This is a genomic window from Pantoea sp. X-Soil-YNGN-785, assembly GCF_059730585.1.
The window spans coordinates 566854-593074 of record NZ_AP035942.1 but is presented as its reverse complement, the minus strand read 5'-3'; the positions used below and the strand labels follow the sequence as shown (position 1 = coordinate 593074).

The 26221-nt window shown below is 54.6% G+C and carries 15 protein-coding genes; 9 read left to right on the top strand and 6 right to left on the bottom strand.

Annotation, left to right across the window (positions count from 1 at the left end; all coding sequences use genetic code 11):
• Positions 1-27 precede the first annotated feature (27 nt).
• Complete coding sequence (locus AC6I8E_RS02605) at positions 28-1224, bottom strand: serine hydrolase domain-containing protein (protein WP_497824682.1); 1197 nt, start codon at positions 1222-1224, stop codon at positions 28-30.
• Positions 1225-1510: 286 nt separating this feature from the next.
• Between AC6I8E_RS02605 and AC6I8E_RS02600 the strand changes: the two genes are divergently transcribed.
• From AC6I8E_RS02600 to AC6I8E_RS02560, 9 genes are all read left to right on the top strand, one after another.
• Positions 1511-2179, top strand: a complete 669-nt coding sequence (locus tag AC6I8E_RS02600) for a YecA/YgfB family protein (protein ID WP_033781757.1) — start codon at positions 1511-1513, stop codon at positions 2177-2179.
• A gap of 1171 nt (positions 2180-3350) precedes the next feature.
• Positions 3351-13847: a beta strand repeat-containing protein gene (locus tag AC6I8E_RS02595; protein WP_497824397.1), complete on the top strand. Its 10497-nt coding sequence runs from the start codon at positions 3351-3353 to the stop codon at positions 13845-13847.
• A gap of 106 nt (positions 13848-13953) precedes the next feature.
• Positions 13954-15426: a TolC family outer membrane protein gene (locus AC6I8E_RS02590; protein WP_370426005.1), complete on the top strand. Its 1473-nt coding sequence runs from the start codon at positions 13954-13956 to the stop codon at positions 15424-15426.
• A 28-nt stretch (positions 15427-15454) separates the two neighbouring features.
• On the top strand, positions 15455-17662 hold the full coding sequence (locus tag AC6I8E_RS02585; protein ID WP_497824396.1) for a type I secretion system permease/ATPase: 2208 nt from the start codon (positions 15455-15457) through the stop codon (positions 17660-17662).
• A complete protein-coding gene (locus AC6I8E_RS02580; RefSeq protein WP_095706258.1) occupies positions 17659-18840 on the top strand; it encodes a beta-barrel domain-containing protein in 1182 nt (393 codons plus the stop codon). Before AC6I8E_RS02585 ends, AC6I8E_RS02580 begins: the two co-directional genes overlap by 4 nt.
• A gap of 249 nt (positions 18841-19089) precedes the next feature.
• Positions 19090-20607, top strand: a complete 1518-nt coding sequence (locus AC6I8E_RS02575; protein ID WP_312216328.1) for a BglG family transcription antiterminator — start codon at positions 19090-19092, stop codon at positions 20605-20607.
• Between the two features lie 15 nt (positions 20608-20622).
• Entirely contained in the window at positions 20623-21096 is a 474-nt protein-coding gene (locus tag AC6I8E_RS02570) for a PTS sugar transporter subunit IIA (RefSeq protein ID WP_013359990.1), read from the top strand.
• 107 nt (positions 21097-21203) lie between these two features.
• Entirely contained in the window at positions 21204-22628 is a 1425-nt protein-coding gene (locus AC6I8E_RS02565; protein ID WP_497824395.1) for a PTS fructose transporter subunit IIC, read from the top strand.
• A gap of 5 nt (positions 22629-22633) precedes the next feature.
• Entirely contained in the window at positions 22634-23494 is an 861-nt protein-coding gene (locus AC6I8E_RS02560; RefSeq protein ID WP_497824394.1) for a ketose-bisphosphate aldolase, read from the top strand.
• 129 nt (positions 23495-23623) lie between these two features.
• Here the strand turns inward: AC6I8E_RS02560 and AC6I8E_RS02555 are convergent, their stop codons facing one another.
• The 5 genes from AC6I8E_RS02555 to AC6I8E_RS02535 form a co-directional block, all read right to left on the bottom strand.
• Positions 23624-23899, bottom strand: coding sequence for a type II toxin-antitoxin system RelE/ParE family toxin (locus tag AC6I8E_RS02555; protein ID WP_110331313.1), 276 nt, complete (start codon positions 23897-23899; stop codon positions 23624-23626).
• A 3-nt stretch (positions 23900-23902) separates the two neighbouring features.
• Entirely contained in the window at positions 23903-24151 is a 249-nt protein-coding gene (locus AC6I8E_RS02550) for a CopG family ribbon-helix-helix protein (protein WP_497824393.1), read from the bottom strand.
• A 303-nt stretch (positions 24152-24454) separates the two neighbouring features.
• Entirely contained in the window at positions 24455-25273 is an 819-nt protein-coding gene (locus AC6I8E_RS02545) for a CDP-diacylglycerol diphosphatase (protein ID WP_497824392.1), read from the bottom strand.
• 73 nt (positions 25274-25346) lie between these two features.
• A complete protein-coding gene (locus AC6I8E_RS02540) occupies positions 25347-25649 on the bottom strand; it encodes a contact-dependent growth inhibition system immunity protein (RefSeq protein ID WP_497824391.1) in 303 nt (100 codons plus the stop codon).
• An 18-nt stretch (positions 25650-25667) separates the two neighbouring features.
• Positions 25668-26093, bottom strand: a complete 426-nt coding sequence (locus AC6I8E_RS02535) for a hypothetical protein (RefSeq protein ID WP_497824390.1) — start codon at positions 26091-26093, stop codon at positions 25668-25670.
• Positions 26094-26221 lie beyond the last annotated feature (128 nt).

Here is a 26221-nt window from a genome sequence, read left to right as displayed (position 1 = left end):
TTTACTGCACACAGGCCAGGTAACGGATCAGACCACTTTATCCTGAGTTGCCAGATCGACCAACAACGCAATGCCTAAATAGTTGCTCCAGTTAAAGCCGTTCTGTAGCACCACGATCGCATTGCCGTGACGTTTATCGTAGCCGATAAAACTGGCGTAGCCGCCAATATAGCCCACCTGATAAGTGATTTGCTGCCCTTCGATGGTGTCGGTAACCCAGGCGATATTCTGCGCCTGCGCCCCCTGCTGATACCACGGCCGGTTCACCGCCGCAAAAGCCCGATCCCGTGCCGTATCACCGGTCGCATCAAGATGCGCGCGCAGATAAGCACTCAGATCGCGCGCATTACTGTAAAGACTGGCCGCGGCCACCATATTGCCGTGAAAATGCCAGTCGGGCGTCAGCGTACCACGGCGGATAAATTTCGGCTGATCGCCGGCATGACCCAGCGCACGCAGTGGATAGCCCGTCAGCCGCTCCGGCACAAAGCTGCTCTGGTTCATCTTTAACGGCGTGAAGATGAGCTGTGACGCGAGCGTCTGAATGTCCTGATGAAAACGGGTGCGCACGATAAAGCCGAGCAGCGCATAGCCGAGATTGGAGTAGTGCGGCATGCGTACCGCAGGTACTGAGAAATGCGCCAGATAACTCAGCAGTTTGTCGCTGTCGAGATTGCCATAGAAGTTCTCCCCCGTGTCCAGATAACGAACGAACTGCAGCAGCATCGGCAGATCCATATCCTGACGCGGCAGACCGGAGGTGTGCGTCACCAGCTGCAGCAGCGTGATGCGCCGCGCGTCAGCGCTGAGGTGAACGTCCTGTGGCAAAAGATCGGCCAGAGTATCGCTCCAGCGCAGCTTACCCTGATCAACCAGCTGGATGATCACTTCTGCCGTCACGCCTTTACTCAGCGATCCCAGCGCAAACAGGGTATCGGGCGTGATCGGGTAGCGATGCACCCGATCGGTGACGCCAAACGGGTAATAACGTGTCGGACCGCCGTGATGAATCACCGCAATGCTGATACCGGGCACCTGCTTCTGCTGCATGTAGTGCTGCACGATGTCATCGACATTTTGGCGAAAGGTAGCGTGCGTCAGATAAACACGGTCGCCCACCGGCGCGGAGGTTTGCGACAGGGTTCCACAGCCCGCCAGCAGGAAGATTGCGGCGAGTATGCATCGCGTTGTTAATCTGCTCATCCACCGGCTGGCAGAAGCCATCCGTGTGAGGTGTACGGCCACAGCCTGCCTGCCGGAAAATCCATTTTTCATTTAATAATCATCAGGTTAATTTTCTTTGATACGCAGCAGACCAGATATAGCGCAAAAATGTACCATAAAGTACTGCGGGCTATCGCGTGCATAACGGGGTTAAAGTGGTGTTAAACACGGTTTAGCCACTGTGTACTGCCCTGGTTAGCTGTGTTGCAGCCCACAAGGGTGTACACTGCTGCGGTTTTGAGGCTTAACGCCGCGCTGAAATTTGATATGCCCGGGAGGCAACCGCATGAAAGAAGGCCCACTGTCCGAAAAAGAGCTGCAATGGCTGGAAGATATGCTGGAAAAATATGGCAGCGAAGCGTCGATTATTGATGTCTCCGAACTGGATGGCCTGCTGACTGCTGTCCTCTCCGGCCCTGTCACCGTCGAACCCAGCCAGTGGCTGGTGGCGCTGTGGGGTGGCGAGAAGCAGATTCCAAAATGGAGCAACGAGCGTGAAATGACGCGCTTTATGTCGCTGTGCTTCCAGCATATGAATGATGTGGCCGATCGCTTATCTGAATTCCCGGAGCAGTTCGAACCGCTGTTTGGCATCCGCGAGATGGAAGGTCTGGAGTTTACCGTGGTGGAAGAGTGGTGCTTCGGTTACATGCGCGGTGTCGCGCTGACTGACTGGTCTGCCCTGCCTGCCGATCTGCAGCCTGCGCTGGACGCTATCGCCCTGCACGGTGTGGAAGAGAACCTCGAAAAGATTGACGCCATGACGCCGGACGAGATGGAAGCCAGCATTGAGGCGATTCGCCCTGCTGCGCTGGCGCTGCACGATCACTGGATTTCCCAGCCGGAAGCCATCCCCGTGCCACAAAAACCTGTCTCCGCTGAAAAACTGCCTGGCCGTAACGATCCCTGCCCGTGCGGCAGCGGCAAAAAATATAAGCAGTGCTGTCTGCATTGATTGACTGATTAGCCCCATCATCTGCCGGGTGTTACTACCGCCCGGCAGGTCTCGCCAGATTATCTATCCGTTACTTTCCCCGATTAGACAGTGCATGCCCTGAGCAACAACAGACTTATCACTGAGGTAAGCGCGATTTTTACCGTCTGTAATAAACATCATTCCCGATTAGGAATAGAAGTTAACAGGCTTTCACGCTGCTTAGTTAAAAAAGTGAAATTTTGCTTTAAAAACTCATCATTAACTTCACATGAGATATAGCCTGCACGGGTTTAACACTCACTACAAGATTTGATAGATATACATCTTTATTTTAACAAAAGTTATAAAATTGCAATCTATTGCTGTTATCAATTAGCTGATTTTGAAAAGTGCATTTAATGCTAAATATGAAAGAGCTTTATTTATTGCCATATAATAACGCACGATTATTTTTTGTTAAAATAACATTAACTCTAATCGTATTTTCTACGTTTAAATTTATAATGAAAACAGTCAACAAGACCGGGAGATTACATATAACTTACTGATATTATTAGTAGTTAATCCCAGGAAAAATCAACGGAAATCATTTCTGCGCTGATAGCATTTTATTAAATACATTTACACAAGATTGACAAAAAAATCCGGCACGCAATGTCTGATTAGTTTTTTTTGGAGTTTAAAATCGCAAAAAATCCATACTAAATAATTTTATCCTGCCTGGGAACCTCAAGTTAGTTTTCTTCTCTACAGCGTGTGGATGAGAGTATGTAAATTCCCTTTCATCATTTTATTTGTAAGAATGCAGATTAACGTTGATGAACTAACTAAATCGTCCATCTCTCTATCAGACAGAAGTGATGAAAGTGATAAACACTTATCTATCCACTCAGATAAGTGCCTGGTCATGAAACAGGTTAAAGCCTTGCTATGGCAATAAACAACCAACCCTATAGCAGAGCTTAGAAAAGACCGATCAGCATTATTAAACAGAGTGTCAAATAACACTGATTATTAAGCGTTAAGATAAAAAATATATTTTTATTCATTTTTATTACACCGCGTTATCGGGTCATGACTTACTGCCATCTGGAGGTTAACTCACTGTTTTAAATTTTTTATGAACATAACACAGCAGTGTCTGGCTGTTTTTTAATCGCCAGATTCATTTCAACACTATTGGTGAAAAATGAAAATACAATTAATTATTAAAGACACGCAGGGCAATGTTATTGCTACACATGCTTTACAACCTGGAAAGTCGCTGGCATTGGAGTCCATGCCACAGGCTGCGTCCTATGAAGTTCACAGTGTTGATGGACGGCCTCCCCAGAAGATCATTGCGTCAAAAGCGAATGGCCAGATGAAATTCAAGCTGGTGGATGATGTCACGGGTGAGCAGTATGACATCATCCTGCAAAACATCAGCGCAGAAGAAATGCCGGTCATGACAGCCTCTGGTTCGGACGGTGTAATCTACGCGTATGACTATGATGCGACGAATAGCGTATATGAACTTGTTTCGACCTCGACGGATCCTCTTATAGCGGACAATGTCTATGTAGCGGGAGGTGTTTTAGGTGGTCTTGCTGCATTGATTGGTGTGGCTGCAGCGTCAAACTCTGGTGGCAGTGGGGGTTCAAGAAATAACAACTCTGTAGCAGCGAATGAAGATAACTCTGCAGCAACCGGTGAAGACAATAGTGCTGCCAGCGTTATTCCTGCCACAACGCCCTCTCTCGTCGACGACGCCGGTAACCCGGTGGCGGACGGATCTGCCACTAGCGACAGCACGCCGACCATCGGAGGCAGCGGCATGCAGCCCGGCTCCACCGTGACCGTCTCCGACGGCGACACCGACCTCGGCACCGCCACCGTTGACGCGGACGGCAACTGGACCTTCACACCGGATGCACCGCTGGCCGACGGCGAGCACGCGCTGGTCGTTGACGGCACCGATGCAAACGGCAACGCCAGCAGCAGCACCGTCGACGTCATCATCGATACCAGCGAAACCGTGCCCGGCATGACCGACGACGCCGGTAACCCGGTCGCCGACGGCAGCACCACCAGCGACAGCACGCCAACGATTGGCGGCGGCGGCATGCAGCCCGGCTCTACCGTGACCGTCTCTGACGGCGATGCTGAAATCGGCACCGCCACCGTGGACGCGGACGGCAACTGGACCTTCACACCTGACGCCCCGCTTGCTGACGGCGAGCACGCCCTGGTCGTTGACGGCACCGACGCGAACGGCAACGCGGTGAACGACACCGTGAACGTGACCGTCGACACCAGCGCCACCGTGCCGGGCCTGACCGACGATGCCGGTAACCCGGTCGCCGACGGCGCAAGCACCAGCGACAGCACCCCTACCATTAACGGCGGCGGCATGCAGCCCGGCTCTACCGTGGTGATCTCCGACGGCAACAGCGAACTCGGCACCGCCACCGTCGATGCGGACGGCAGCTGGACCTTCACGCCGGACGCGCCGCTGGACGACGGCGAGCACGCCCTCGTCATCGACGGCACCGACGCAAACGGCAACGCCAGCAGCAGCACCGTCGACGTCACTGTCGACACCAGCGAGACCGTCCCGGGCATGACCGACGACACCGGTAATCCGGTCGCCGACGGCAGCACCACCAGCGACAGCACACCAACGATTGGCGGTGATGGCATGCAGCCCGGCTCCACCGTGGTGATCTCCGACGGCAACAGCGAACTCGGCACCGCCACCGTCGGCGAGGACGGCAGCTGGACCTTTACGCCGGACGCACCGCTGGCCGACGGCGAGCACGCGCTGGTCGTTGACGGCACCGATGCAAACGGCAACGCCAGCAGCAGCACCGTCGACGTCATCATCGACACCAGCGAAACCGTGCCGGGCCTGACCGACGACGCCGGTAATCCGGTGGCTGACGGCGCGACCACCAGCGACAGCACGCCAACGATTGGCGGGGGCGGCATGCAGCCGGGCTCTACCGTGGTGATCTCCGACGGCGACGCTGAAATCGGCACCGCCACCGTGGACGCCGACGGCAGCTGGACCTTTACGCCTGAAACCCCGCTGGACGACGGCGAGCACGCGCTCGTGATCGACGGCACCGACGCGAACGGTAACGCGGTGAACGACACCGTGAACGTGAACGTCGACACCAGCGCCACCGCGCCGGGCCTGACCGACGACGCCGGTAATCCGGTGGCTGACGGCAGCACCACCAGTGACAGCACGCCGACGATCAGCGGCGGCGGCATGCAGCCCGGCTCCACCGTGACCGTCTCCGACGGCGACACCGAGCTCGGCACCGCCACCGTCGACGCGGACGGCAACTGGACCTTCACGCCCGATGCGCCGCTGGACGACGGCGAGCATGCTCTGGTCATTGACGGCACCGACGCGAACGGCAACGCGGTGAACGACACCGTGAACGTCACCGTCGACACCAGCGCCACCGCGCCGGGCCTGACCGACGACGCCGGTAACCCGGTCGCCGACGGTGCGACCACCAGCGACAGCACCCCGACGATCAGCGGCGGCGGCATGCAGCCGGGCTCAACCGTGACCGTCTCTGACGGCGACAGCGAACTCGGCACCGCCACCGTGGGCGAGGACGGCAGCTGGACCTTTACGCCGGATGCCCCGCTGGACGACGGCGAGCACGCGCTCGTGATCGACGGCACCGATGCGAACGGTAACGCGGTGAACGACACCGTGAATATCACCGTTGACACCAGCGCCACCGCGCCGGGCCTGACCGATGACGCCGGTAACGCAGTGGCCGATGGCAGCAGCACCAGCGACAGCACGCCAACGATTGGCGGCGGCGGCATGGAGCCCGGCTCCACCGTAACCGTCTCCGACGGAGACACCGAGCTCGGCACCGCCACCGTGGACGCGGACGGCAGCTGGACCTTTACACCGGATACCGCGCTGGCCGACGGCGAGCACGCCCTGGTCGTTGACGGTACCGACGCGAACGGTAACGCGGTAAACGACACCGTGAGCGTGACCGTCGACACCAGCGCCACCGCGCCGGGCCTGACCGACGACGCCGGTAATCCGATCGCTGACGGCAGCAGCACCAGCGACAGCACGCCGACCCTCAGCGGCGGCGGCATGCAGCCCGGTTCTACCGTGGTGATCTCCGACGGCGACACCGACCTTGGCACCGCCACCGTGGACGCCGACGGCAGCTGGACCTTCACGCCGGACGCCCCGCTGGACGACGGCGAGCACGCCCTCGTCATCGACGGCACCGACGCGAACGGTAATGCGGTGAACGACACCGTGAATATCACCGTTGACACCAGCGCCACCGTCCCGGGCATGACCGACGACGCCGGTAACCCGGTCGCCGACGGCAGCAGCACCAGCGACAGCACCCCGACCATTAACGGCGGCGGCATGCAGCCCGGCTCCACCGTGGTCATTACCGACGGCAGCACGCCAATCGGCGAAGCTACCGTGGACGCCGACGGCAACTGGACGTTTACGCCAGATACTGCGCTGGACGATGGCGAACACACGCTTATCACTGGTGGTATCGATGCCAACGGCAACAACGTCAGCAATTCTGTAGAGGTCATCATCGACACCAGCGCCACCGCGCCGGGCCTGACCGACGACGCCGGCAACCCGGTCGCCGACGGTGCGACCACCAGCGACAGCACCCCGACCATTAACGGCGGCGGCATGCAGCCCGGCTCCACCGTGACCGTCTCCGACGGCGACAGCGAACTCGGCACCGCCACCGTGGGCGAGGACGGCAGCTGGACCTTCACGCCTGAAACCCCGCTGGACGACGGCGAGCACGCCCTGGTCATCGACGGCACCGACGCCAGCGGCAACGCGGTGAACGACACCGTGAACGTCACCGTTGACACCAGCGCCACCGTACCGGGCATGACCGACGACGCCGGTAATCCGGTCGCTGACGGTGCGACCACCAGCGACAGCACCCCGACCCTCAGCGGCGGCGGCATGGAGCCGGGCTCCACCGTGACCGTCTCCGACGGCGACACCGAGCTCGGCACCGCCACCGTGGGCGAGGACGGCAACTGGACCTTTACGCCGGATAGCGCACTGGCCGACGGAGAACACGCGCTTGTGATCGACGGCACCGATGCGAACGGTAATGCGGTAAACGACACCGTGAATATCACCGTTGACACCAGCGCCACCGTACCGGGCCTGACCGACGACGCCGGTAATCCGGTCGCCGACGGCAGCATTACCAGCGACAGCACCCCGACCCTCAGCGGCGGCGGCATGCAGCCGGGTTCCACCGTGACCGTCTCGGACGGCGACGCTGAAATCGGCACCGCTACCGTCCATGCGGACGGCAACTGGACCTTCACGCCGGACGCACCGCTGGCTGACGGCGAGCACGCCCTGGTCGTTGACGGTACCGACGCTAACGGTAATGTCATGAACGACATCGTGAACGTGACCGTCGACACCAGCGCCACCGTACCGGGCCTGACCGACGACGCCGGCAATCCGATAGCCGACGGCGCAACCACCAGTGACAGCACGCCGACCCTCAGCGGCGGCGGCATGCAGCCGGGATCCACCGTGACCGTCTCGGATGGTGACGCCGAACTCGGCACCGCCACTGTCGACGCTGACGGTAACTGGACCTTTACACCGGATACCGCGCTGGCCGACGGCGAGCATACCCTGGTTGTCGACGGTACAGATGCCAGCGGTAATCATGTCAATGACACCATTAATGTCGTGGTGCAAACCGCGCCGTCTATGGAAATCGTTGATGATAACGGTACCGCTATTCTGGATGGCGACACCATCAGTGACAGTACGCCAACGTTCAATGGTAAAAACTTTGAACCTGGAACCACGATTGTCATCGCAGACGGCGATACCACGCTGACTACTGTGACTGTAGGCGCAAATGGCAACTGGACCTTCACACCAACCGCTGGATTGATTGACGGTGCGCATGCCATCGAGGTCACCGTTACCGATCCACAGGGCGTCAGTGCCAGCGGCGTCTTCAACGTCACTGTCGATACCACACCGCCGGAAGGGGTTGATATCTCTACGGTCACGATGGTCGATAACGACGGTGCCACCATCACCGCAGCCGGTATCACAGCAGATAATACGCCAACCTTCAGTGGTACAGCGCTGGAGCCGGGCGCGACCGTGATTATTCGCGATGGTGAAACCGTATTGGGTGAAACCACGGTCAGCGAAGATGGCAGCTGGTCCTTTACGCCTTCAACCTCGCTTGACGATGGTGAACATCAGTTCACATTCGAAGTCACCGATGCAGTCGGTAACAGCAGTGGCGTATCTGAAGCGCTGGACCTGTCAATCTCCGCAACTAAAGGTATCAACACCGGTGTTGTGGTGACTGATGATGATGGCAATGTGATCGTGAATGGTGAAGCCATTAACGACAGCACACCGACCTTTAGCGGCCAGGATCAGACGCCAGGCGTAACAGTCACCATCGCCGATGGTGAAACCGTGCTGGGCAGTGTCGTGGTTGCTGAGGACGGAAGCTGGAGCTTTACGCCTGATACAGCGCTGGCTGACGGTAACCATGCATTAATCGTGACCGTAACAGATGCGGAAGGAAACACCCGTACAGACACTGTTAACGTCGTGGTCGACACCGTTGCGCCAGAGATCATTGATCTGGCCGCAGTGGTCGTCTCTGATGATGCTGGTAATGCGTTAGCTGCTGGCAGCGCGATCAGTGACACCACGCCGACCTTCAGTGCCTCAGGACTGGAAGCAGGCACCACCGTTATCGTTCGCGATAACGATACGGTATTGGGTGAAGCGCAGGTTGCAGATGACGGCAGCTGGTCATTCACGCCGTCTGAAGCGCTGACTGATGGTGATCACAGCTTTACGTTTGAAACAGTCGATGCGGCAGGTAACAGCAGCGGTAAATCAGACGCTGTCAGCTATGTGGTGGACTCTGTGGCACCTGAAGGCGTGGACATTACTACGGTAGTGATCACGGATGAAGTGGGTGCAACTATCGATACAGCCGAAATCCAGAGCGACAGCAAACTCACCTTCAGCGGCAGCGATCTTGAGCCGGGTACCACTGTCACAATGTACGACAAAGGCCAGGTTGTCGGTGAAACCACCGTCGCCGAAGATGGCAGCTGGACTTTTACCGCCACTGACGGATTGTATGATGGCAGCCATGAAGTGACCTTTACTGTCACAGACGCGGCAGGCAACAGCAGCGATCCATCCGGCACGCTGGATCTGAATGTGCAGGCCATTACGCTGACGGCCTCCGACAATGTCAGCTCAGGTGCCGCGGTAGGCTTCACCTATCCGGTTGATGTCAGTGAGGATCTGGGAACCATCCTGCAGGACGGCGGGTTAATCGCGTTCAACAATAAGATCGTCAGTGATCCGATTGTGGTCGCAGACGGCACCATTATCGATCTTGATGTAACCGCGACTTCTTCTGCCTTCATTAACGTCGCCAGTAACTCGACACTGGTGTTGCAGAAGTATGACTCGTCAACCAGCACCTGGGTCACCGTGTCTGAAGAGAACAGCGGAAACCTGTTTGGCATGTTTGGACTGGGCGCATCGACGTCCACCATCACGCTAACCGGGCTGACTGCCGGCCAGTATCAGCTGGTTTACACCACCAGCGGTATTAACGTCGGCGTAAGCTTTAATCTGGACGCCTCTAAAACCGTCTATACGCTGGCGGAACAGGGCACACCGACCGACTACACCACCGCAACCGGCAATGTGATAACAGACGTCGACAGCGTTTATGGTGCAGATGGTATTCCGCACAGTGCCTACACCTCTGTGAGCGCGGCGAGCGTGACCAACAGTGATGGCACCGTGACCTCTGTCACGCTGGATGCTACCACCAAAACCGCCACGCTGGTCGGTCAGTATGGCACGCTGGTCATCAACGCTGATGGCAGCTATGTCTATACCCCGATCTCATCCATGGATAGCATCGGTAAGGTGGATTCGTTTACCTATACCATTACTGACTCTGCGACGGGACTGAGCTCATCAGCTCAGATTCACGTACAGATTGGTACAACAAACGAAGCGCTGGATCTGAGCTGGGATGCTACCGATCCTTCTGCAACAGCCGTGACGGATATCGCTTCCAGCAACGAGGCGAATGCCAGCGTTACGGTGACTTACGAGTCATCCAGCGCGACGAATACCGACGTTAAGCTGGTCGCAGGCGGGACCGAGAACTACAGTTCGACCTTTACCCTTGCAGGGAGTGACGACCTGGTTACCGGTTCGCTGACGTTAACCACCGAGTGGGGATTATTCGGCAACAACTTTGACTCACCATTGAACATCACTTATGCCGTGCAAATGCAGAATAGTGATGGCACATGGACCACGGTGAAAACGCAGACTGCCGTCGTAGCAGCCGGACAGCACAATGAAGAAGTTATCCAGAACCTGGAGATGTCGTCGCTGCTGGACGGCCTGGGTGAGGGGACCTACCGCGTGGCGATTTCAACAACTGGCGCAACAAACGTGGTGAAACTGGATATGTCAGTTCAGACAGTCAGCCCCACCGAGTACGTTATCACCGCGAATGAGGTCGCAACCGGCAACGTGCTGACCGACGAAGGCACAGACGGTGCAGTTGATAAGCTCAGCTCTATCTATACACGGATGTATGCCAAGGCCGGTGACAGCACCAACGATGTAACGGTCGATGACAGTTATACCTGGGTCACCGAAAGTGGCGTCTCCATAGCGGGTCAGTATGGCACCCTGGTGATCTATAACAACGGTGCTTATACCTACACCCCTGCCACGACTACACTGCCAGCCGGCTCTGAAGACGTCTTCACCTATGCGCTGAAAGGGGCCAATGGTGAAGTGGTTAATGCCACGGTTACGATCCATCTGGGTGTTGAAGTCAACGGCAGCAATGGCGGTGCGCTGGTGTTCCACGGCACTGAAGTCAATGATGTGTTTGATGTGTATGACACCAGCTTCTCCTCAGTAGATGGCGCGGCTGGCGACGATACGCTGGCATGGCATGGCAATGGCCAGCTGGTCTTGAGCGACGTCGCGGCGAAAGTCAGCAATATCGAATCAATCATGCTGACCTCAACCACCAGCAGTGACAACCTGGTACTGGATGCGCAGAGCGTGGAAGATGTCACCAGCGAAAGTAATGCTCTCTATATCAAGGGAATCGCTGGCGACAGCGTGACGCTGGAAGGCACCTGGATCAACAGTGGTACGGTGATTGTCGACAGCATCACTTACACGCACTACACCAGCACCACTGCTGCCGGTACCCTGGTCGATATCTACGTGCAGCAGGGGGTTAATCTCTCTTCAGCCACCTATACGGATAGCCAGAATGGGACGGAATATACCGTTACCGCTGCGCAGGATGTAACCGGTACGGCAAGCGACGATATCTTTAACGTGAGCGATACCAGCTTTACCCACATTGATGGTGGTGAAGGTCTGGATACGCTGGTGTGGAGCGGTACGGGCACACTCACACTCAGCGATCTGCAGTCGAAAATCAGTAACATCGAAGAGATCGAGCTGGTGAATGACAGCGCAGTGAATAATCTGGTGGTCACCGCGCAAAACGTGGCGGACATCACCGATGCTGATAACACGCTGTTTGTTAAAGGTGCCATCACAGACACACTGACGCTCTCTGGTAGCTGGACGCTGTCAGGCAGTGAAGTGGTCAACAATGTGGATTACGTCCATTACGTTGGTACCACCGCTGATGGTCAGACGGTGAATCTCTATGTTGATCGCGACATGAAACTGAGCAGCACCGAAACCGCGTCTGAAAACAATGCGGCCGACGTAACGGGCGATGTTGCCCTGCTCAGCGACAGCGTGGCACAGAGCACCACGATGAACACCGCAACCAGCAGCTTTACCAGTGAGAGCTTCACGGTTAACAGCATCAGCGATCTGCAGGAGATTAACGTCAGCGTGACCGGGGCGTCGATCAATGCCAGCAATACTGTTTCGGTGAACTGGTCGTTGCAGGTTTACAACGAGCAGACGCTGCGCTGGGACAACGTGACCACCGGCACACAGGCGATCACCAGCGGTAGTCCGCTGAATGTTTCGCTGGCGGGTCAGAATGCGGGAACCTACCGCATCGTGGTCGACAGCACGCAGTCCGGACATCCTGGCTTCCTGTGGTCTACCAGCTATGACGCGCTCACCGTGAAAGTGGCAGTGAACATCGTCAGCACCACCGACTATAAAGTCAGCACCAGTTCCAGCGTCAATGGTTCGGTCTTTACCAGCGACAGCACCAGTGACAGTTCGCTGGTAGTGACGTCGATAACGGCGGGTATTGTGACCGGTGCCGCAAGCTATACGTTGGTTGCCGCTGCGGGAACTACTATCGCGGGTACTTACGGCACGCTGACGATTAAGAACGATGGCAGCTATAGCTACACACTGAATAGCGACTCGGTGATCAAACTGACCGGCAGTGAAGATTCATTCACCTATGTTCTGGCGGATGGAAGCACCAAAAATCTGGTGATCACGCTGGGTGTCTCCGTGGATGGCTCTGAAGGTGGCGCGCTGATCTTTGCCGGTACCGTTGGCGATGACAGCTTCACCGTTCACGACACTCAGTTCACCTCGGTGGACGGGAAGTCGGGTCAGGATACGCTGGTCTGGAATGGCACAGGCGAGCTGAATGTCAGTGAGATTGCGGACAAAGTGAACAATATCGAAATCATCGATCTGCAGGATAACGCCCAGGCAACGGCGCTGCTGATTGGTGCCGATGATATTGAGAAAATCACGGATGCCAGCAATGTGCTGTATGTCAGGGGTGGCAGCAATGACTCCCTTTCACTGCAGGGCGTGTGGGCTGTTAACGGCGTGGAAACGCTGAATAACATCACCTACACCCTCTACACCAGCACGGCGCTGGATGGCACGGCAATCAAACTCTATGTTCAGCAGGGTCTGCAATTCAACGAAGTGACAGAGCATCTTGCCGGTTCTATCCAGGATGCCTCCGCCGATCTGACCGTGGTATCGGTGAGCCAGAACGGTGAAACCACCGCGATCACTGACGATGCGGTGAGCGTCAAAGGTGCCTACGGCACGCTGGTTATCGATGAAGCGGGTCACTACAGCTACGTGGTGGATGATGCGTATGCGCACAGCGGCAACACTGACACCTTCACCTATGCCCTGTCAGACGGCAGCAATGCTTCTCTGAGCTTTAACCTGGGCGTTGATGTTGATGGCAGTGCGGGCGGCGAGATCACCTTCACCGGTACCCGCGGTGGAGATGTTTTCGAAGTCTATGACACCGATTTCACCTCTATCAACGGTGCAGAGGGTAACGATACGCTGGCCTGGCATGGCACAGGAACACTGAACCTCAGTGATATCTCGGCCAGGGTCAACAATATCGAAACCATCGACCTGATGACGGATGCCGGAAAAGACAATCTGGTCGTAAGTGCAGAAAGTCTGCTGAAGGTCACTGATAACGATAATACGTTATATGTCAGAGGGGAAAATGGCGACACGGTGACGCTGAATGGTAACTGGGAGCAGGCAGACGGAATAGTGGCAAATGGGGTTAACTATAACCATTACACCAGTTCTGCAGCCGATGGCTCCGTGGTACAGTTATATATTGAAGACGATATCACCATCGGATAATTAATATCCGCATTAAAAGCAGGCTGGGTTATTTATACCAGCCTGCTACTTCCCCGCGCTTTAAGCCACCTTTTATGACGGAGATATATTTAATTATCTAAACATCATGAAAAAAATTATTATCATTTTGCACTGCATTCTTATTACCCAATATTCTTTTGCTGCCGATAAAAAACTTTTCTCAGGCAGCGAGCCAGCCATTAATGAAGCACCGGCAGGTTTCTGGGGCGTATTTTCTAAAACGCCGGATCCCGGAACCTTACCTGCAGGCGGCTCTGCGCTGGCAGACAAATTACAAATTAATCCGGCAGAAATTGAAATGCAGCCTGCGGCGTCGAACGGGGCTGAAAGCTTTCCGGCTGACTGGCAGGCGGCTATCCAGCTGGCGGTGAATCATCATCCCTCCATCAGCAGCAGCATTGCGACGCTGGAGTCATCAGGGTTCACCATTGATGCTGCAAAAGCGGGCTATCTGCCCTCTATAAAAGCGGGCATCACAACCGGTCGACAGCAGGATGAAGGCAGCGGCCATATCGCCACCGTCGGCCTCTCTCAGATGCTTTACGACTTTGGTAAAACCGGCAGCGCGGTCGATCAGGCCAGCGCGAAATATCTGCGCCAGCAGGCCACTGTTCTGATGCAGATCGACACCATTATCGAACAAACCGCACTGGCGCTGAATGAAGTTTATCGCTCGACGCAGCTGCTTGATAACTCTAGGAAAGAGGTGAAAGCCCTGCGGGATATCCTGGCGCTGACGCAAATGCGTGCCGATGCCGGAGCCAGCACACGGGTGGATCCGGTTCAGGCGCAGGCGCGTGTTGAAGCGGCCCAGGCAGAGCAACTGGATCTGGAAATCAAACTCCAGCAGCAGAAATACCATCTGCAATCCTTGCTGGGACAGCCGGTTGCCGAAAAGAAAATATCCGCGCCGATCTCGCTGCTGCCGCTGATTGAGCGTCAGAATGCCCGGATTGATTTAAACCGTAACCCGACTATTTTAGTTGCCCAGGCCGATGCCGCCGTGGCACTGGCCGAGTTACGTAATTACAAAGCGCAGCGCTATCCCACTTTATCGCTTGAAGCCAATACTAATAAATATATCGGCGATATTGCGGATTATCAGCGCCATAGCCAGTACCAGAACGTTTATCTGTCTGTTAACAGCACGCTTTATCAGGGTGGTGCATTAGTGGCGCAGGAAAGTGCCAGTGCCCGCGCACTGGAAGCGGCCAGAACCACTATAGCCAGTAAAAAACTGGAGATCAGCGATCAGCAACGGAATTATTTCCAGAGCGTAACGGGATTACAAAAAAATATCAGCCTGCTGACGCGTCGTATGAAAACGATTATGGAGACGCGCTCCCTTTATCGTGAGCAATATTTATCACTGGGTAACCGAAACGTACTCGACTTACTTAACGCCGAACAGGAAATAAGCCGTGCTCAGCAGGATTTAATTAATGCCCGCTGCGACCTGTGGGCCTCATCCGTTAATTATCTGGTAGTAACCGGTATGGCACGCGAAGCGTTTGATTTAAATAATAAGGTCATTCAGGGACTGCGCATTGCGCCGTAATTCTGTCAGCAATTAAGAGAAGATGATAATGAACACGATATCTGACAGCGAAAATGCATCAGCACAGCCTGAGGCTAAAAAGGCTTACACCCCCTGGCTCGACGCGCTGCTGCTGGTGGCGAAACATTACCGCCTTGATGGTTCACCTGAACGGGTGAAAGGCGAAGCGGAATGGCACATGCAGCACCTTTCACAGGATGCCCTGATTGAAAATATGGCGCGCCAGCTCGGCCTGCTGGTGATTTTTGACGCGTTTGACCCGGATCAGCTCGATCCGTGGCGCATGCCGTTGATCGTCGATTTCGGTCCTCGCGGCGTCGGCGTCATCACCACGGTGGATGAGGATGACCAGGTCAGCGTGATGCTGAGCGGTGAAAAACAGCTGCAGACCACGCTGAGTATTGAAGATCTGTCGCAGCATGCACAGCGCGTACTGCTGGCGAAGCCGGAGTCTTCCGTGCCGGATGCGCGGGTGGATGACTATATTAAGCCGCATCGTGCTGACTGGCTGTGGCAGACCATTCTTCGTGAGTGGCCAGCCTATGTAAACGTCATGTTTGCGTCGTTGATCTCCAACGTGCTGGGCCTCTCAGCGATGCTCTTCACCATGCAGGTGTATGACCGGGTGATCCCTTCCCAGTCCGTTCCCTCTCTCTGGGTACTGTTTGGCGGCGTCATGATCGCCCTGACCTGCGTGTTTGTGATGCGCATTATCCGCACGCATATCTCTGATGCAGCCGGTAAAAGCGCGGATCTGCGCATCTCCGATCGCGTCTTTGGTCACGCGTTGCGGATCCGTAACGATCAGCGTCCCAAATCGACCGGATCGTTTATTGCTCAGATCCGCGAGCTGGAACAGATCCGTGAGCTGATTACCTCGACCACCATTTCAGCAATTGCCGATCTGCCTTTTTTAATCATCTTTCTGTTTATCCTCTGGTTACTGGGTGGATGGCTGGTACTGGTTCCGCTGGCGGCGATTCCGCTGATTGTTATTCCGGGCCTGCTGGCGCAGGGTTCGCTGGCGAAGCTCTCCAAAGCGACCATGCGCGAGTCCGCAGTGCGCAGCGCTATGCTGGTTGAGACCGTACAGGGCATGGATGACATCAAGCTGCTGCGCGCAGAGCCCTACTTTCAGAACCAGTGGAATCACCTGAATGAGGTGATCAGTAAATCTTCACAGAAGCAGCGTTTTGTCAGCGGCCTGCTGATGAGCTGGACCAGTGAAGTCCAGACCGTTGCCTATGTCAGCGTGGTGCTGGTGGGTGCCTTTTTTGCCATGAGCGGTGACCTCTCTACCGGCGTGTTAATTGGCTGCTCGATGCTGGCATCACGCATGATGGCACCGCTGGGCCAGCTGGCGATGATATTTGGCCGCTGGCAGCAGGCCAAAGTGGCGCGTGAAGGACTGGAGAACCTGCTTAATAGCGAGGTCGATCAGCCAGAACGCAGCATCCGCATTCATCGCCCGCGCATTAACGGCGAATATGCTCTCTCTGACGTCATCTATCGCTACGACCCGAACTCCCCTGAACCGGTGCTGACGGTGAAAAAGCTGACCATTAAAGCGGGTGAGAAAGTGGCGCTGTTGGGGCGTAACGGATCCGGTAAATCAACGCTGTTGCAACTGATGGCAGGTCTGTTGCAGCCGGGCGAAGGTGCCCTGCTGCTGGATGGCGTGCGGCTTTCCTCCATTGACCCGCTGGATGTAAGGCGTGACGTCGGGCTGCTGACCCAGAACGCATCCCTGTTCTACGGCACGATCCGCGAGAACTTACGCCTGGGCATGCCACTGGCGACGGAAGAGGAGATGCTTCAGGCCCTGGAGATCAGCGGCGCCCTCGACTTTATTCAGCGCCTGCCGGAAGGCATGGATTATCTGTTACAGGAAGGCGGCAAAGGCTTATCTGGCGGGCAGCGTCAGCAGCTGCTGCTCGCGCGCACCCTGCTCCGCCAGCCCAGCGTGTTGTTGCTGGATGAACCTACCGCCTGGCTGGATGATGCTGCTGAAAAACATCTGATTGAACGACTGATGACGTGGATGGGCAACCGCACATTAATTATCGCCACTCACCGGCCGGCGGTATTGCAGCTGGTTGACCGCATCATGCTGATCGATAAAGGCAGGATCGCGCGGGATGGCTCAAAAGCAGAGATGCTGGTTACCCGGCCCGAAGCCAGTGCCGCGCCTCATCAGGGCAAAGTCAATGTTAAACCGCAGGGAGCACAGGCATGATTTTCTCCTTATTCCGTAAAAAGAAGCATCAGCGTTCCCGTCAGCGCGTCTCTTCCGGCGGTCTGATTATTATGTCAGTGCTGATCATGCTGCTGTTGTTCTTTATCTGGGCTTCGAACTTCGAACTGGATGAAGTCACCGTCGGTGTCGGCAAAGTCGTACCCAGTTCACACGAGCAGATCATCCAGTCACTGGAGGGCGGGATCCTGAAAGAGCTGAAGGTTCACGAAGGCGATGTGGTTGAGGCGGGTCAGGTGCTGGCATTGCTGGATCCCACCCAGATTGACTCGGGTGTGCAGGAGAGCACGTCGCGTTTACGTGCTGCGCTGGCGACGGCGGCCCGCTTGCAGGCTGAGACCGCAGGCACGCTGCTGATATTTCCGCCTGAGGTATTAGCGGATCCGCCACTGGTGGCTGCTGAGACGGCGCTTTATCACTCGCGTCGTGAGAACTACAGCAAAACCATCAGCGGCCTGACCGAAGCGCTGAGTCTGATTAACCGCGAGCTGCAGCTGACCTCATCACTGGTGGCAAAAGGCGCGGCAAGTAACGTGGAAGTACTACGCCTGAAACGTCAGGCTAACGACCTGCAAAGTAAGCTCAACGACGCGGAAAATAACTATATCGTGCAGGCCCGTGAAGAGCTGGCAAAAGCCAACGCCGAAGCGGCATCTCAACGCTCCATTATCATCGGGCGAGCGGACTCACTGAAGCGCACAGTCGTTGTCACGCCGGTCAGAGGGATCGTTAAAGATATCGAGGTGAACACCGTTGGCGGCGTGATCCCGCAGCGCGGCAATCTGATGGAGATTGTGCCGCTGGATGAGCAGTTGATGATTGAAGCGCAGATCGCCCCGCGCGATGTCGCCTTTATCACGCCCGGCCAGCGTGCAGTGGTGAAGCTGACCGCGTATGACTACAACATCTATGGCGGTCTGGAGGGCAAAGTGGCTTCTATTTCACCCGACACCATTCAGGATGAAGTGCATCGCGACCAGTACTATTATCGCGTCTACATCCGCACTGATAAGGATTATCTGGTGAATAAAAAGGGCAAAAAGTTTCCGGTTTATCCGGGGATGATCGCAATGGGTGAGATCCATACCGGCAGTAAAACCATCATGGAGTATCTGATGAAACCGCTGAACCGGGCGAAAGAAGCGCTGCGGGAGAGGTAAACATAAGATTTGCTGCCCCTGCTGGTGGGGCAGCTAACACCGGATTTCATGCCCTGCCCATCAGGCACCCACTCATCTTCCACTTCCCTGTTCTGATATTCTTTAACCTCCTCTCAAAATATTTCGAAAATTCACTTTCAGGTGGTCAGCCTGACCGTCGGGTTGTGGCCATGTTTTAATATTTACATGGCATAGTCCCTTTGCTTAGATGATAACTGACAAGGTGAATAACTGATTAAGCGGACCCTGATGATGATGAAGGCGCTGACTGAGCGGCAACTGACGATTATGCGACAGCTTATTTCTCATAACAGTTATGTGAGCCTGCACACTATTTCAGAAAAAACAGCCATCACCACCCGAACCTTACGCCGCGACATCGCTGATATTAATGAAAAACTCTCTGACCAGGGAATCAACCTCAGCGGTAAAAGTGGGAGAGGCATCACAATTAAATTTGCTGACGCACAGTCAGAAATAGCCGCACGCCGGATTTTCTCAACAGAAGCGGATGATTTCAGCAGCAACTTCAGGATGCTGAAAATAGCGTCAGACCTGTTAATGCTGTCACCCAGAAGTTCATCGATCAGTGAACTGGCAGACAAATATTTTATCAGCCGGGCTTCGATAGTAAATGATTTAAAAACATTAGAAGCCTGGTTACATCAGTTTGATTTAACCTTATTAAAAAGTCGGGTCGGCACCAGCATAAAAGGCAGTGACCAGAATATTCGCATGGCGATGAAAGCGCTGGTATTAAAATCCATTTATAACCGTCAGGACATGATGGAAAGCCGCCTGGATGAAAGCACGTTGCAGGAGCTTTCAGAGAAATTTGGTCAGCAGGCTGTCCACTTTACCCTGCAATTAATTAATTTTATTGAACAGCAACTGCAATATACGATTAGCGATCCTTACTACATCAATTTATTTACTCATATTCTGGTGCTGATCCATCGGAGTCATTCGCCGATGCACAGGACCGATGCCCGCGCGGTGACCATGAGCCGGGTCAGCGACCATCACGCCTGGCAGGTTTCGCTGGCAGTGATAGAACGCATCGAAACCGCTTACAACACGGTACTGGTAGCTGAAGAGTCTCACTCTATCTATCAGTATCTGGTCTCCTCCGGTAAGGCGGGCGGCGAGATGCCACAGCATGATGACTCGCTGATATCCGAACGTGAAACCCGCTTTGCTGAGGCGCTGATTGCCCGCGTAGCGCAGCGCATCAACATCGAAATCACCACTGACCAGAAACTGCAGGCTTCGCTGTCCTCGCATATCAAGCCGATGCTGAACCGCCTCCGATATCACATCCGGATTAAAAATCCGCTACTGCATGATATCCGGACCGAGCTGGGAACGGTCTTCGCCGCCGTCAAAGCGGTCATCAGCCAGCTGACGGAGGAGTACAGCCTGGATGAGATCAGTGACGATGAGGTGGCGTACCTGACCGTGCATATTCAGGCCGCCATCGAAAACAGCATCAAGGTCAAGCGGGTATTGCTGGTCTGCTCCAGCGGTTTGGGCACCTCACAGCTGCTTTACGGGCGGATTATCCGCGCCTTTCCCGACTGGAAGATTATCGACATCGTGCCAGGGAAAAACATCGCGGATTCCCTGAAACGACATGAGTGTGACGTGGTGATCTCCACCATCCGGCTGGAGCCGCTGGAAAAACCGGTGGTCTATGTCTCGGCCCTGTTTTCAGCGAAAGATATCGCAAGAGTAACGGAGTGTCTGGTATCGAATTCGATTAATTAATAATGGAGAAGCAACATGACGACAGCTGTAGCTATTAATGAAGTCCTGAAAGAAGAATGTATTATTCTCGATGTCGACTGCCAGACAAAAGAACAGATTATTTCTCAGCTGACTGACCTGCTCTGCCAGAGCGGCGCGGTCACTGATAAAGCTGCGTTTCTGAACGATGTGTATCTGCGTGAGGAATTAGGCTCAACAGGTTTTGAAAATCACATTGCTATTCCGCATGGCAAATCTGCTGCCGTGGCCAAAACCCGGATTGCCGTCGGGCGTTTACGCCAGGATATTCCCTGGGAGACTATTGACGGCACCAAAGTCCGGCTGGTTATTCTTTTCGCAGTGAAAGAGTCTGATAAAGATGTCGGACATATCAAAATGCTCGCCAGAATATCCATCGCGCTAGGTGATGAAGATGTGGTCGAACAATTACTGAATGTGGAACACCGCGAAGAGATGTTTCATTTACTGCTATCCCGATCGGGGGCCTGAATAAACCGAAGCTATTTATGAAATAAAAGATTAAGGAGGTATTCCAGGTTGTAGCCATCCCTTCAGACCGAAAAACATAAATATAAAATTTTCACTGGAGAACGTTTATGAACATCATTGCCATTACCGCCTGTCCTACAGGTGTCGCCCACACCTACCTTGCCGAAAGTAATTTAAAAAAAGCGGCTAAAAAACTGGGCCTGAATGTATTAGTTGAAACCCAGGGCGCGATTGAGAGCGAATATATTTTCAGCGACGACGATATTCATCAGGCCGACGTGGTGTTAATCGCCGCAGATAAGAAAGTTGAGATGGCGCGCTTCCAGCACAAAAACGTGATCGAGGTCCCCGTCACCCGTGCCGCGAAAGACGCTGAAGGATTACTCAGCGCCATTGTGAACGGAGAATTGGCGCCCAGGCTGGTCGATTCCGCCCCTCAGAACAATACGTCTGAACCGGCTAACAGCGCGCGCGAGGCGTCAGGTTCCCGTTCCTGGATCTCAGAGTTTTATGTGCACCTGATCACCGGTGTGAACCTGATGATCCCGTTTGTAGTGGCTGGCGGTATTCTGATCGCCCTGAGCTTTTCATTCGGGATTACGGCGGCCACACCAGGGGACGCTAATTTCAGCCCGATAGCGAAGATGCTTTCGGACATCGGGGGCGGTTCGGCCTTTGCCCTGATGCTGCCGATTCTTGCACTGGGGATCAGCCAGTCTATCAGCGGCAAAGCGGGCATCGTGGCGGGCGCGGTGGGCGGGATGATGGCGATCCACACCGGCTCCGGCTTCCTCGGTGCGCTGATTGCCGGCTTTCTGGCCGGATATATCACGCTACTCATCACCAACCATATTCATCTGCCCAAAGCGGTCGCCGGGTTAAAACCTATTTTAATCGTGCCGCTGCTGAGCGTGCTGCTGACCGGCGCACTGATGGTGCTGCTGATTGGTGAGCCCATCAAAATGCTGCTCGGCTGGCTGACCGCCTTCCTCAGTTCACTGGGTAACACCAACGCAGCCATCTTCGGCCTGCTGTTCGGCATGATGGTGGCCTTTGATATGGGCGGCCCGCTGAATAAAACCGTCTGCATGTTTGCGATTGGCCTGATGTCGAGCGGCATTTATGGACCGATTGCGGCCTGTATGGCGGCGGGCATGGTACCGCCGCTGGGCATCGCGCTGGCGACCACCCTCTTCCGCCGCAAGTTTACCGAGCAGGAGCGCGAGACCGGCAAGGTCACCTACATCCTCGGCCTGTCATTTATTACCGAAGGCGCTATCCCTTTTGCGGTCGCCGATCCGCTGCGCGTCATCCCGGCCATTGTGGCGGGTTCCGGTTTAGCGGGCGCCCTGTCAATGATGCTGGGCTGTGCTTCCCGCGCGCCGCACGGCGGCATTTTCGTCATCTTCATTCCCAACGTGATCAGCAATGTCATGGGTTATCTGTTTGCGATTGCCGCAGGCAGTTTACTGACGGCGCTCATCCTGTTGTTCCTGAAAAAAGATATCTCCGTTCCTGCAAAACAAGGATAAAACCTATGCTTTACAACATGAAAGATCTGCTCAGCGTTGCCCAGCGTCATCAGTTTGGTGTGGGCGCGTTTAACATCGCCAGTGCGGAGTTTGGCCGCGTGGCGGTTGAGACAGCCGAGCGACTGGATTCCCCGCTGATTCTGGAGATTCATCCCGAAGAGATGGCGTTTACCGGCCCGGAATTTATCGGCTATCTGCGGACGCTGGCGATTCAGGCGCGTGTGCCGGTGGTGATCCATCTGGACCATGGCCGCTCTCTGGAAGAGGTGATGAAGGCGATCTACGCCGGTTTTACCTCGGTGATGATTGACGCCTCATCTCACCCTTTTGAGCAGAACATTGCACTGACGAAGAAGATTGTCGAGATAGCGCACACGATTAATGTCTCTGTGGAAGCGGAGCTGGGCACCATCGGTGTGGCAGAAGGCAGCGGCGAAGGCGGCAGTAACGAGATTCTCTATACCGATCCACAGCAGGCCGAGACTTTTGTGCGCGAGACCGGCACCGACACGCTGGCCGTCGCTATCGGCACCTCGCATGGCCTCTACCCCAAAGGGAAGCAACCGAAGCTGGATATCGAGCGCCTGCAGCAGATCCGTAAGGTGGTGGATATCCCGCTGGTGTTGCATGGCGGTTCGGGAAATAAAGACAGTGAGGTCGCGGAGTCGATCCGTTACGGCGTGGGTAAAATCAATATTTCCAGCGACATGAAGAAAGCGTTCTTCGTGGCGCTGGAACAGGAGCTGAAACAGGGCGGACACGAGCCTAATGCTCTGTTTGTTAAACCGATGCAGGCGGCGAGTGAAGTGGTCGCGGCAAAGATGGCGTTGTTTAGTTCGGTGGGGAAAGCGGCGCTGTATCGGTAAGGGGTTTTGGTGGTCGATGGGCTGCGAGTTGAGATTGGGAAAGGCACTGATGGAACGGTGTCTTTTTTGGATTTAATAGATGAGCTTTAAAATACGTTTCAGGCGAGTCGGCAACAGCTATCAACGTGCTCATCGCTCTTCTTTTGTATGCCAGAAATCCACAATATAGATGGCGTTATCACGGAGTTCGTAGTGAATCTCGTAGTCATCCAGTATCACCTTTCGAACTTCCCGAGGTTCATATCGAACCTGCTTAATGCCGATTGCTGGGTGCGCCTTGAGGCCAGCACTGCCGGTTATCAGACGGTCTAAGACATCATTAGCATGCTGGCGGCTGTACTGAAGAGCAAAACGGTAGATGCGTTCCAGGTCATCCTGAGCTTTAAGCGTCCAGTAAATTTCCATTTATCAGGTTTTCTTTAAACGATTACCCAATTCAACCATGTCCGAGTGACTCACGACACGCCCGGCATCCACATCGGCAAGACCAGCCTGAATGCTCTGATGTCGCCGTTCCCTTTCAGCCAGCATAGTGGTCAACGCTTCCTTGATGATCCAGCTTTTAGAACGATCCAGCTCAACAGCCAGATTTTCTATAGCATTAGCCAGCTCGGCAGGTATCTGTGCGCTAATGGTCTGTTTTGTAAGAGAACCCATAGGGAACACCTCGATTAATAACAGTTAATAACTTCTATTAAGTTTAGCATGCGTTTGTTTATAAAAACATCGGATCGCATTTTATGGGCAGCATCCTGAGGTTGGTTTTGCCCTTAAAGTCACCTATTGACGGGTCTGACAAACCACTACAAGACCTTACTATACCGGCAGATACGAACCTGATTCATTGTTTACGGAACCGATGCTCGGGCGATCGTCTTCGTCAGCAGGTTCGTGCTATCAGAGGGTTTGATTACACCAGAGTGGCTGGGTCGGAAGAGGATTCCGGGGGATGAGGTTTAGTTACTCCGCGGCTGAAACGTCAGCTGGCGGCGCTGAAAGAATAGCGCAGCGTTTATCCAGTAGCGACTCAACAGACGCCCGGTTACCCTTATCCCAGCCGCGCCGGGTGGTTAGCAGGATAAACCCTTTTTCTCCCGAGAAAGTCGTCGGGATAAGCGCCACCCCAGACTCTGCCAGCTGCGGCGGCGACAGATGGAAATGGCGCGCCACGGAGGAAACAGGATAGATATCCATCGCCGTCGGCTGCAAAACGCGACGGGCATAGTAGGTGTGATTCAGCAAACGGTCAGGCAAGGGCCGCCAGTCATTATGAATAAAGGGGCGCTGGGCCTGAAGCTGGCGATACACATCCTCCCGCAGGCAGGTCAGATGAATATGTAGTTGATTCTGGCTGCGGCCATAAGCGGAATTCAGCGCCATGCCGAGACGATCCTCAGGCACTTCAGCACCATAGGCCGCCATCAGACGATAACGCATTAACCAGGCGTAGCCGAAATAATCGGGACGTCCGGGGCGCGACAACGCAATGCTCTCAATGCCGGACATCGCCACCGTCGGCACCAGAATAAAGTGCAGCTTATGTCGAGGATTCTGGATGATGCTGTAGCCCTGGGTTTTGTCCTGCGGCAGATAGATTTGCTGGCAGGGTGCCGGATCACGACGATAGTGATAGTTATTCATGCAGAGATCATGCGTAACCGTCCACAGCGCGTCAGAGCGGGCACATCCTGTGAGCAGCAGCGCGATGCCCAGCGGCAGAGATCGGCATCGCCACAACCATTTCCCGTTCAGTGGATTGCGTCCGGTCAGGCGACTCAATGCAGGTACAACCTCATCAGCAAGGGTTCATATTGGGGGAGCGTTTATCCGAATGGCAAATCAGCATTTAGCCTTAAGAGAGAGATGCACTAACCTTTTGCCTCAAAAGATTCAGGAATTCTGCAGGCGTAGTTTCCCATAAGTCTGTAGAAAATTCCGCGCCATAGCGGTTTTTGAAGTCCTCCTCCAGGTTGTCACACTCTCTCATAAACTGCTCAATGTCACCAATCAAGCCATGTCGGGAAGCAGCGGTGGAATCTGCAATCCATGCGTTTATTTGAGCATCTACACTTTCACCACTCCCGAACAGGTCATAGTCTTGTCCAAAGTAGATGGCAATAAGACTATCCAGTCCGGCTATGTTAATGTTTTTCATAATTGTAGCCAGGGAACCTCATTTATTCAGAATCTTAGTCAGCTCAATCTCACGGGTAGTAGGGTTAACGTACAGATAAAACAGATCCCCATCCAGCTGATCAGGCTTTGCCCATATCTCCTTCTCACCCAGACTACGCTTTTGCTTCTCGTATCCCAGCTTTTCGAGATAAGTGCGCAGCGATGCAGTATCGGAAGCTCCTTTAAATACGATGCTATTTGAAGGGGAATAACCGTCACCAGGATGCGATTCGAAGTAGTAGTTGTCCGTTATACGCGGGGCATTTTCAATATCCGGGTCTGTCAGCATATGGTAGTTAAAGAAATCATTTTCTTTATAAACAGTCGCCTCATCAGAGCCCGATTCAACAAACCAGACAAACAAGCCGCCACAAACAAGCATGGTGACAGCTATAAGTGCGAACCACTTAAACAGGTTTTTCATTGCTTCGTCCCTATGAATGAGAGTGATGTCCCATCATTGGTAACGACCTTAACTATCGCAGATGTGAAGTCGTTAAGCCTTGCCTGATGACATGCGTGCGTTTATGAGAATCAAAAGGCCATTATGCC

Coding starts and splice junctions, on each gene's coding strand:
- AC6I8E_RS02535 (WP_497824390.1), bottom strand. CDS start 26,093: ATGAAAAACCTGTTTAAGTGGTTCGCACTTATAGCTGTCACCATGCTT.
- AC6I8E_RS02595 (WP_497824397.1), top strand. CDS start 3,351: ATGAAAATACAATTAATTATTAAAGACACGCAGGGCAATGTTATTGCT.
- AC6I8E_RS02540 (WP_497824391.1), bottom strand. CDS start 25,649: ATGAAAAACATTAACATAGCCGGACTGGATAGTCTTATTGCCATCTAC.
- AC6I8E_RS02600 (WP_033781757.1), top strand. CDS start 1,511: ATGAAAGAAGGCCCACTGTCCGAAAAAGAGCTGCAATGGCTGGAAGAT.
- AC6I8E_RS02560 (WP_497824394.1), top strand. CDS start 22,634: ATGCTTTACAACATGAAAGATCTGCTCAGCGTTGCCCAGCGTCATCAG.
- AC6I8E_RS02575 (WP_312216328.1), top strand. CDS start 19,090: ATGATGATGAAGGCGCTGACTGAGCGGCAACTGACGATTATGCGACAG.
- AC6I8E_RS02585 (WP_497824396.1), top strand. CDS start 15,455: ATGAACACGATATCTGACAGCGAAAATGCATCAGCACAGCCTGAGGCT.
- AC6I8E_RS02565 (WP_497824395.1), top strand. CDS start 21,204: ATGAACATCATTGCCATTACCGCCTGTCCTACAGGTGTCGCCCACACC.
- AC6I8E_RS02605 (WP_497824682.1), bottom strand. CDS start 1,224: ATGGCTTCTGCCAGCCGGTGGATGAGCAGATTAACAACGCGATGCATA.
- AC6I8E_RS02570 (WP_013359990.1), top strand. CDS start 20,623: ATGACGACAGCTGTAGCTATTAATGAAGTCCTGAAAGAAGAATGTATT.
- AC6I8E_RS02590 (WP_370426005.1), top strand. CDS start 13,954: ATGAAAAAAATTATTATCATTTTGCACTGCATTCTTATTACCCAATAT.
- AC6I8E_RS02555 (WP_110331313.1), bottom strand. CDS start 23,899: ATGGAAATTTACTGGACGCTTAAAGCTCAGGATGACCTGGAACGCATC.
- AC6I8E_RS02550 (WP_497824393.1), bottom strand. CDS start 24,151: ATGGGTTCTCTTACAAAACAGACCATTAGCGCACAGATACCTGCCGAG.
- AC6I8E_RS02580 (WP_095706258.1), top strand. CDS start 17,659: ATGATTTTCTCCTTATTCCGTAAAAAGAAGCATCAGCGTTCCCGTCAG.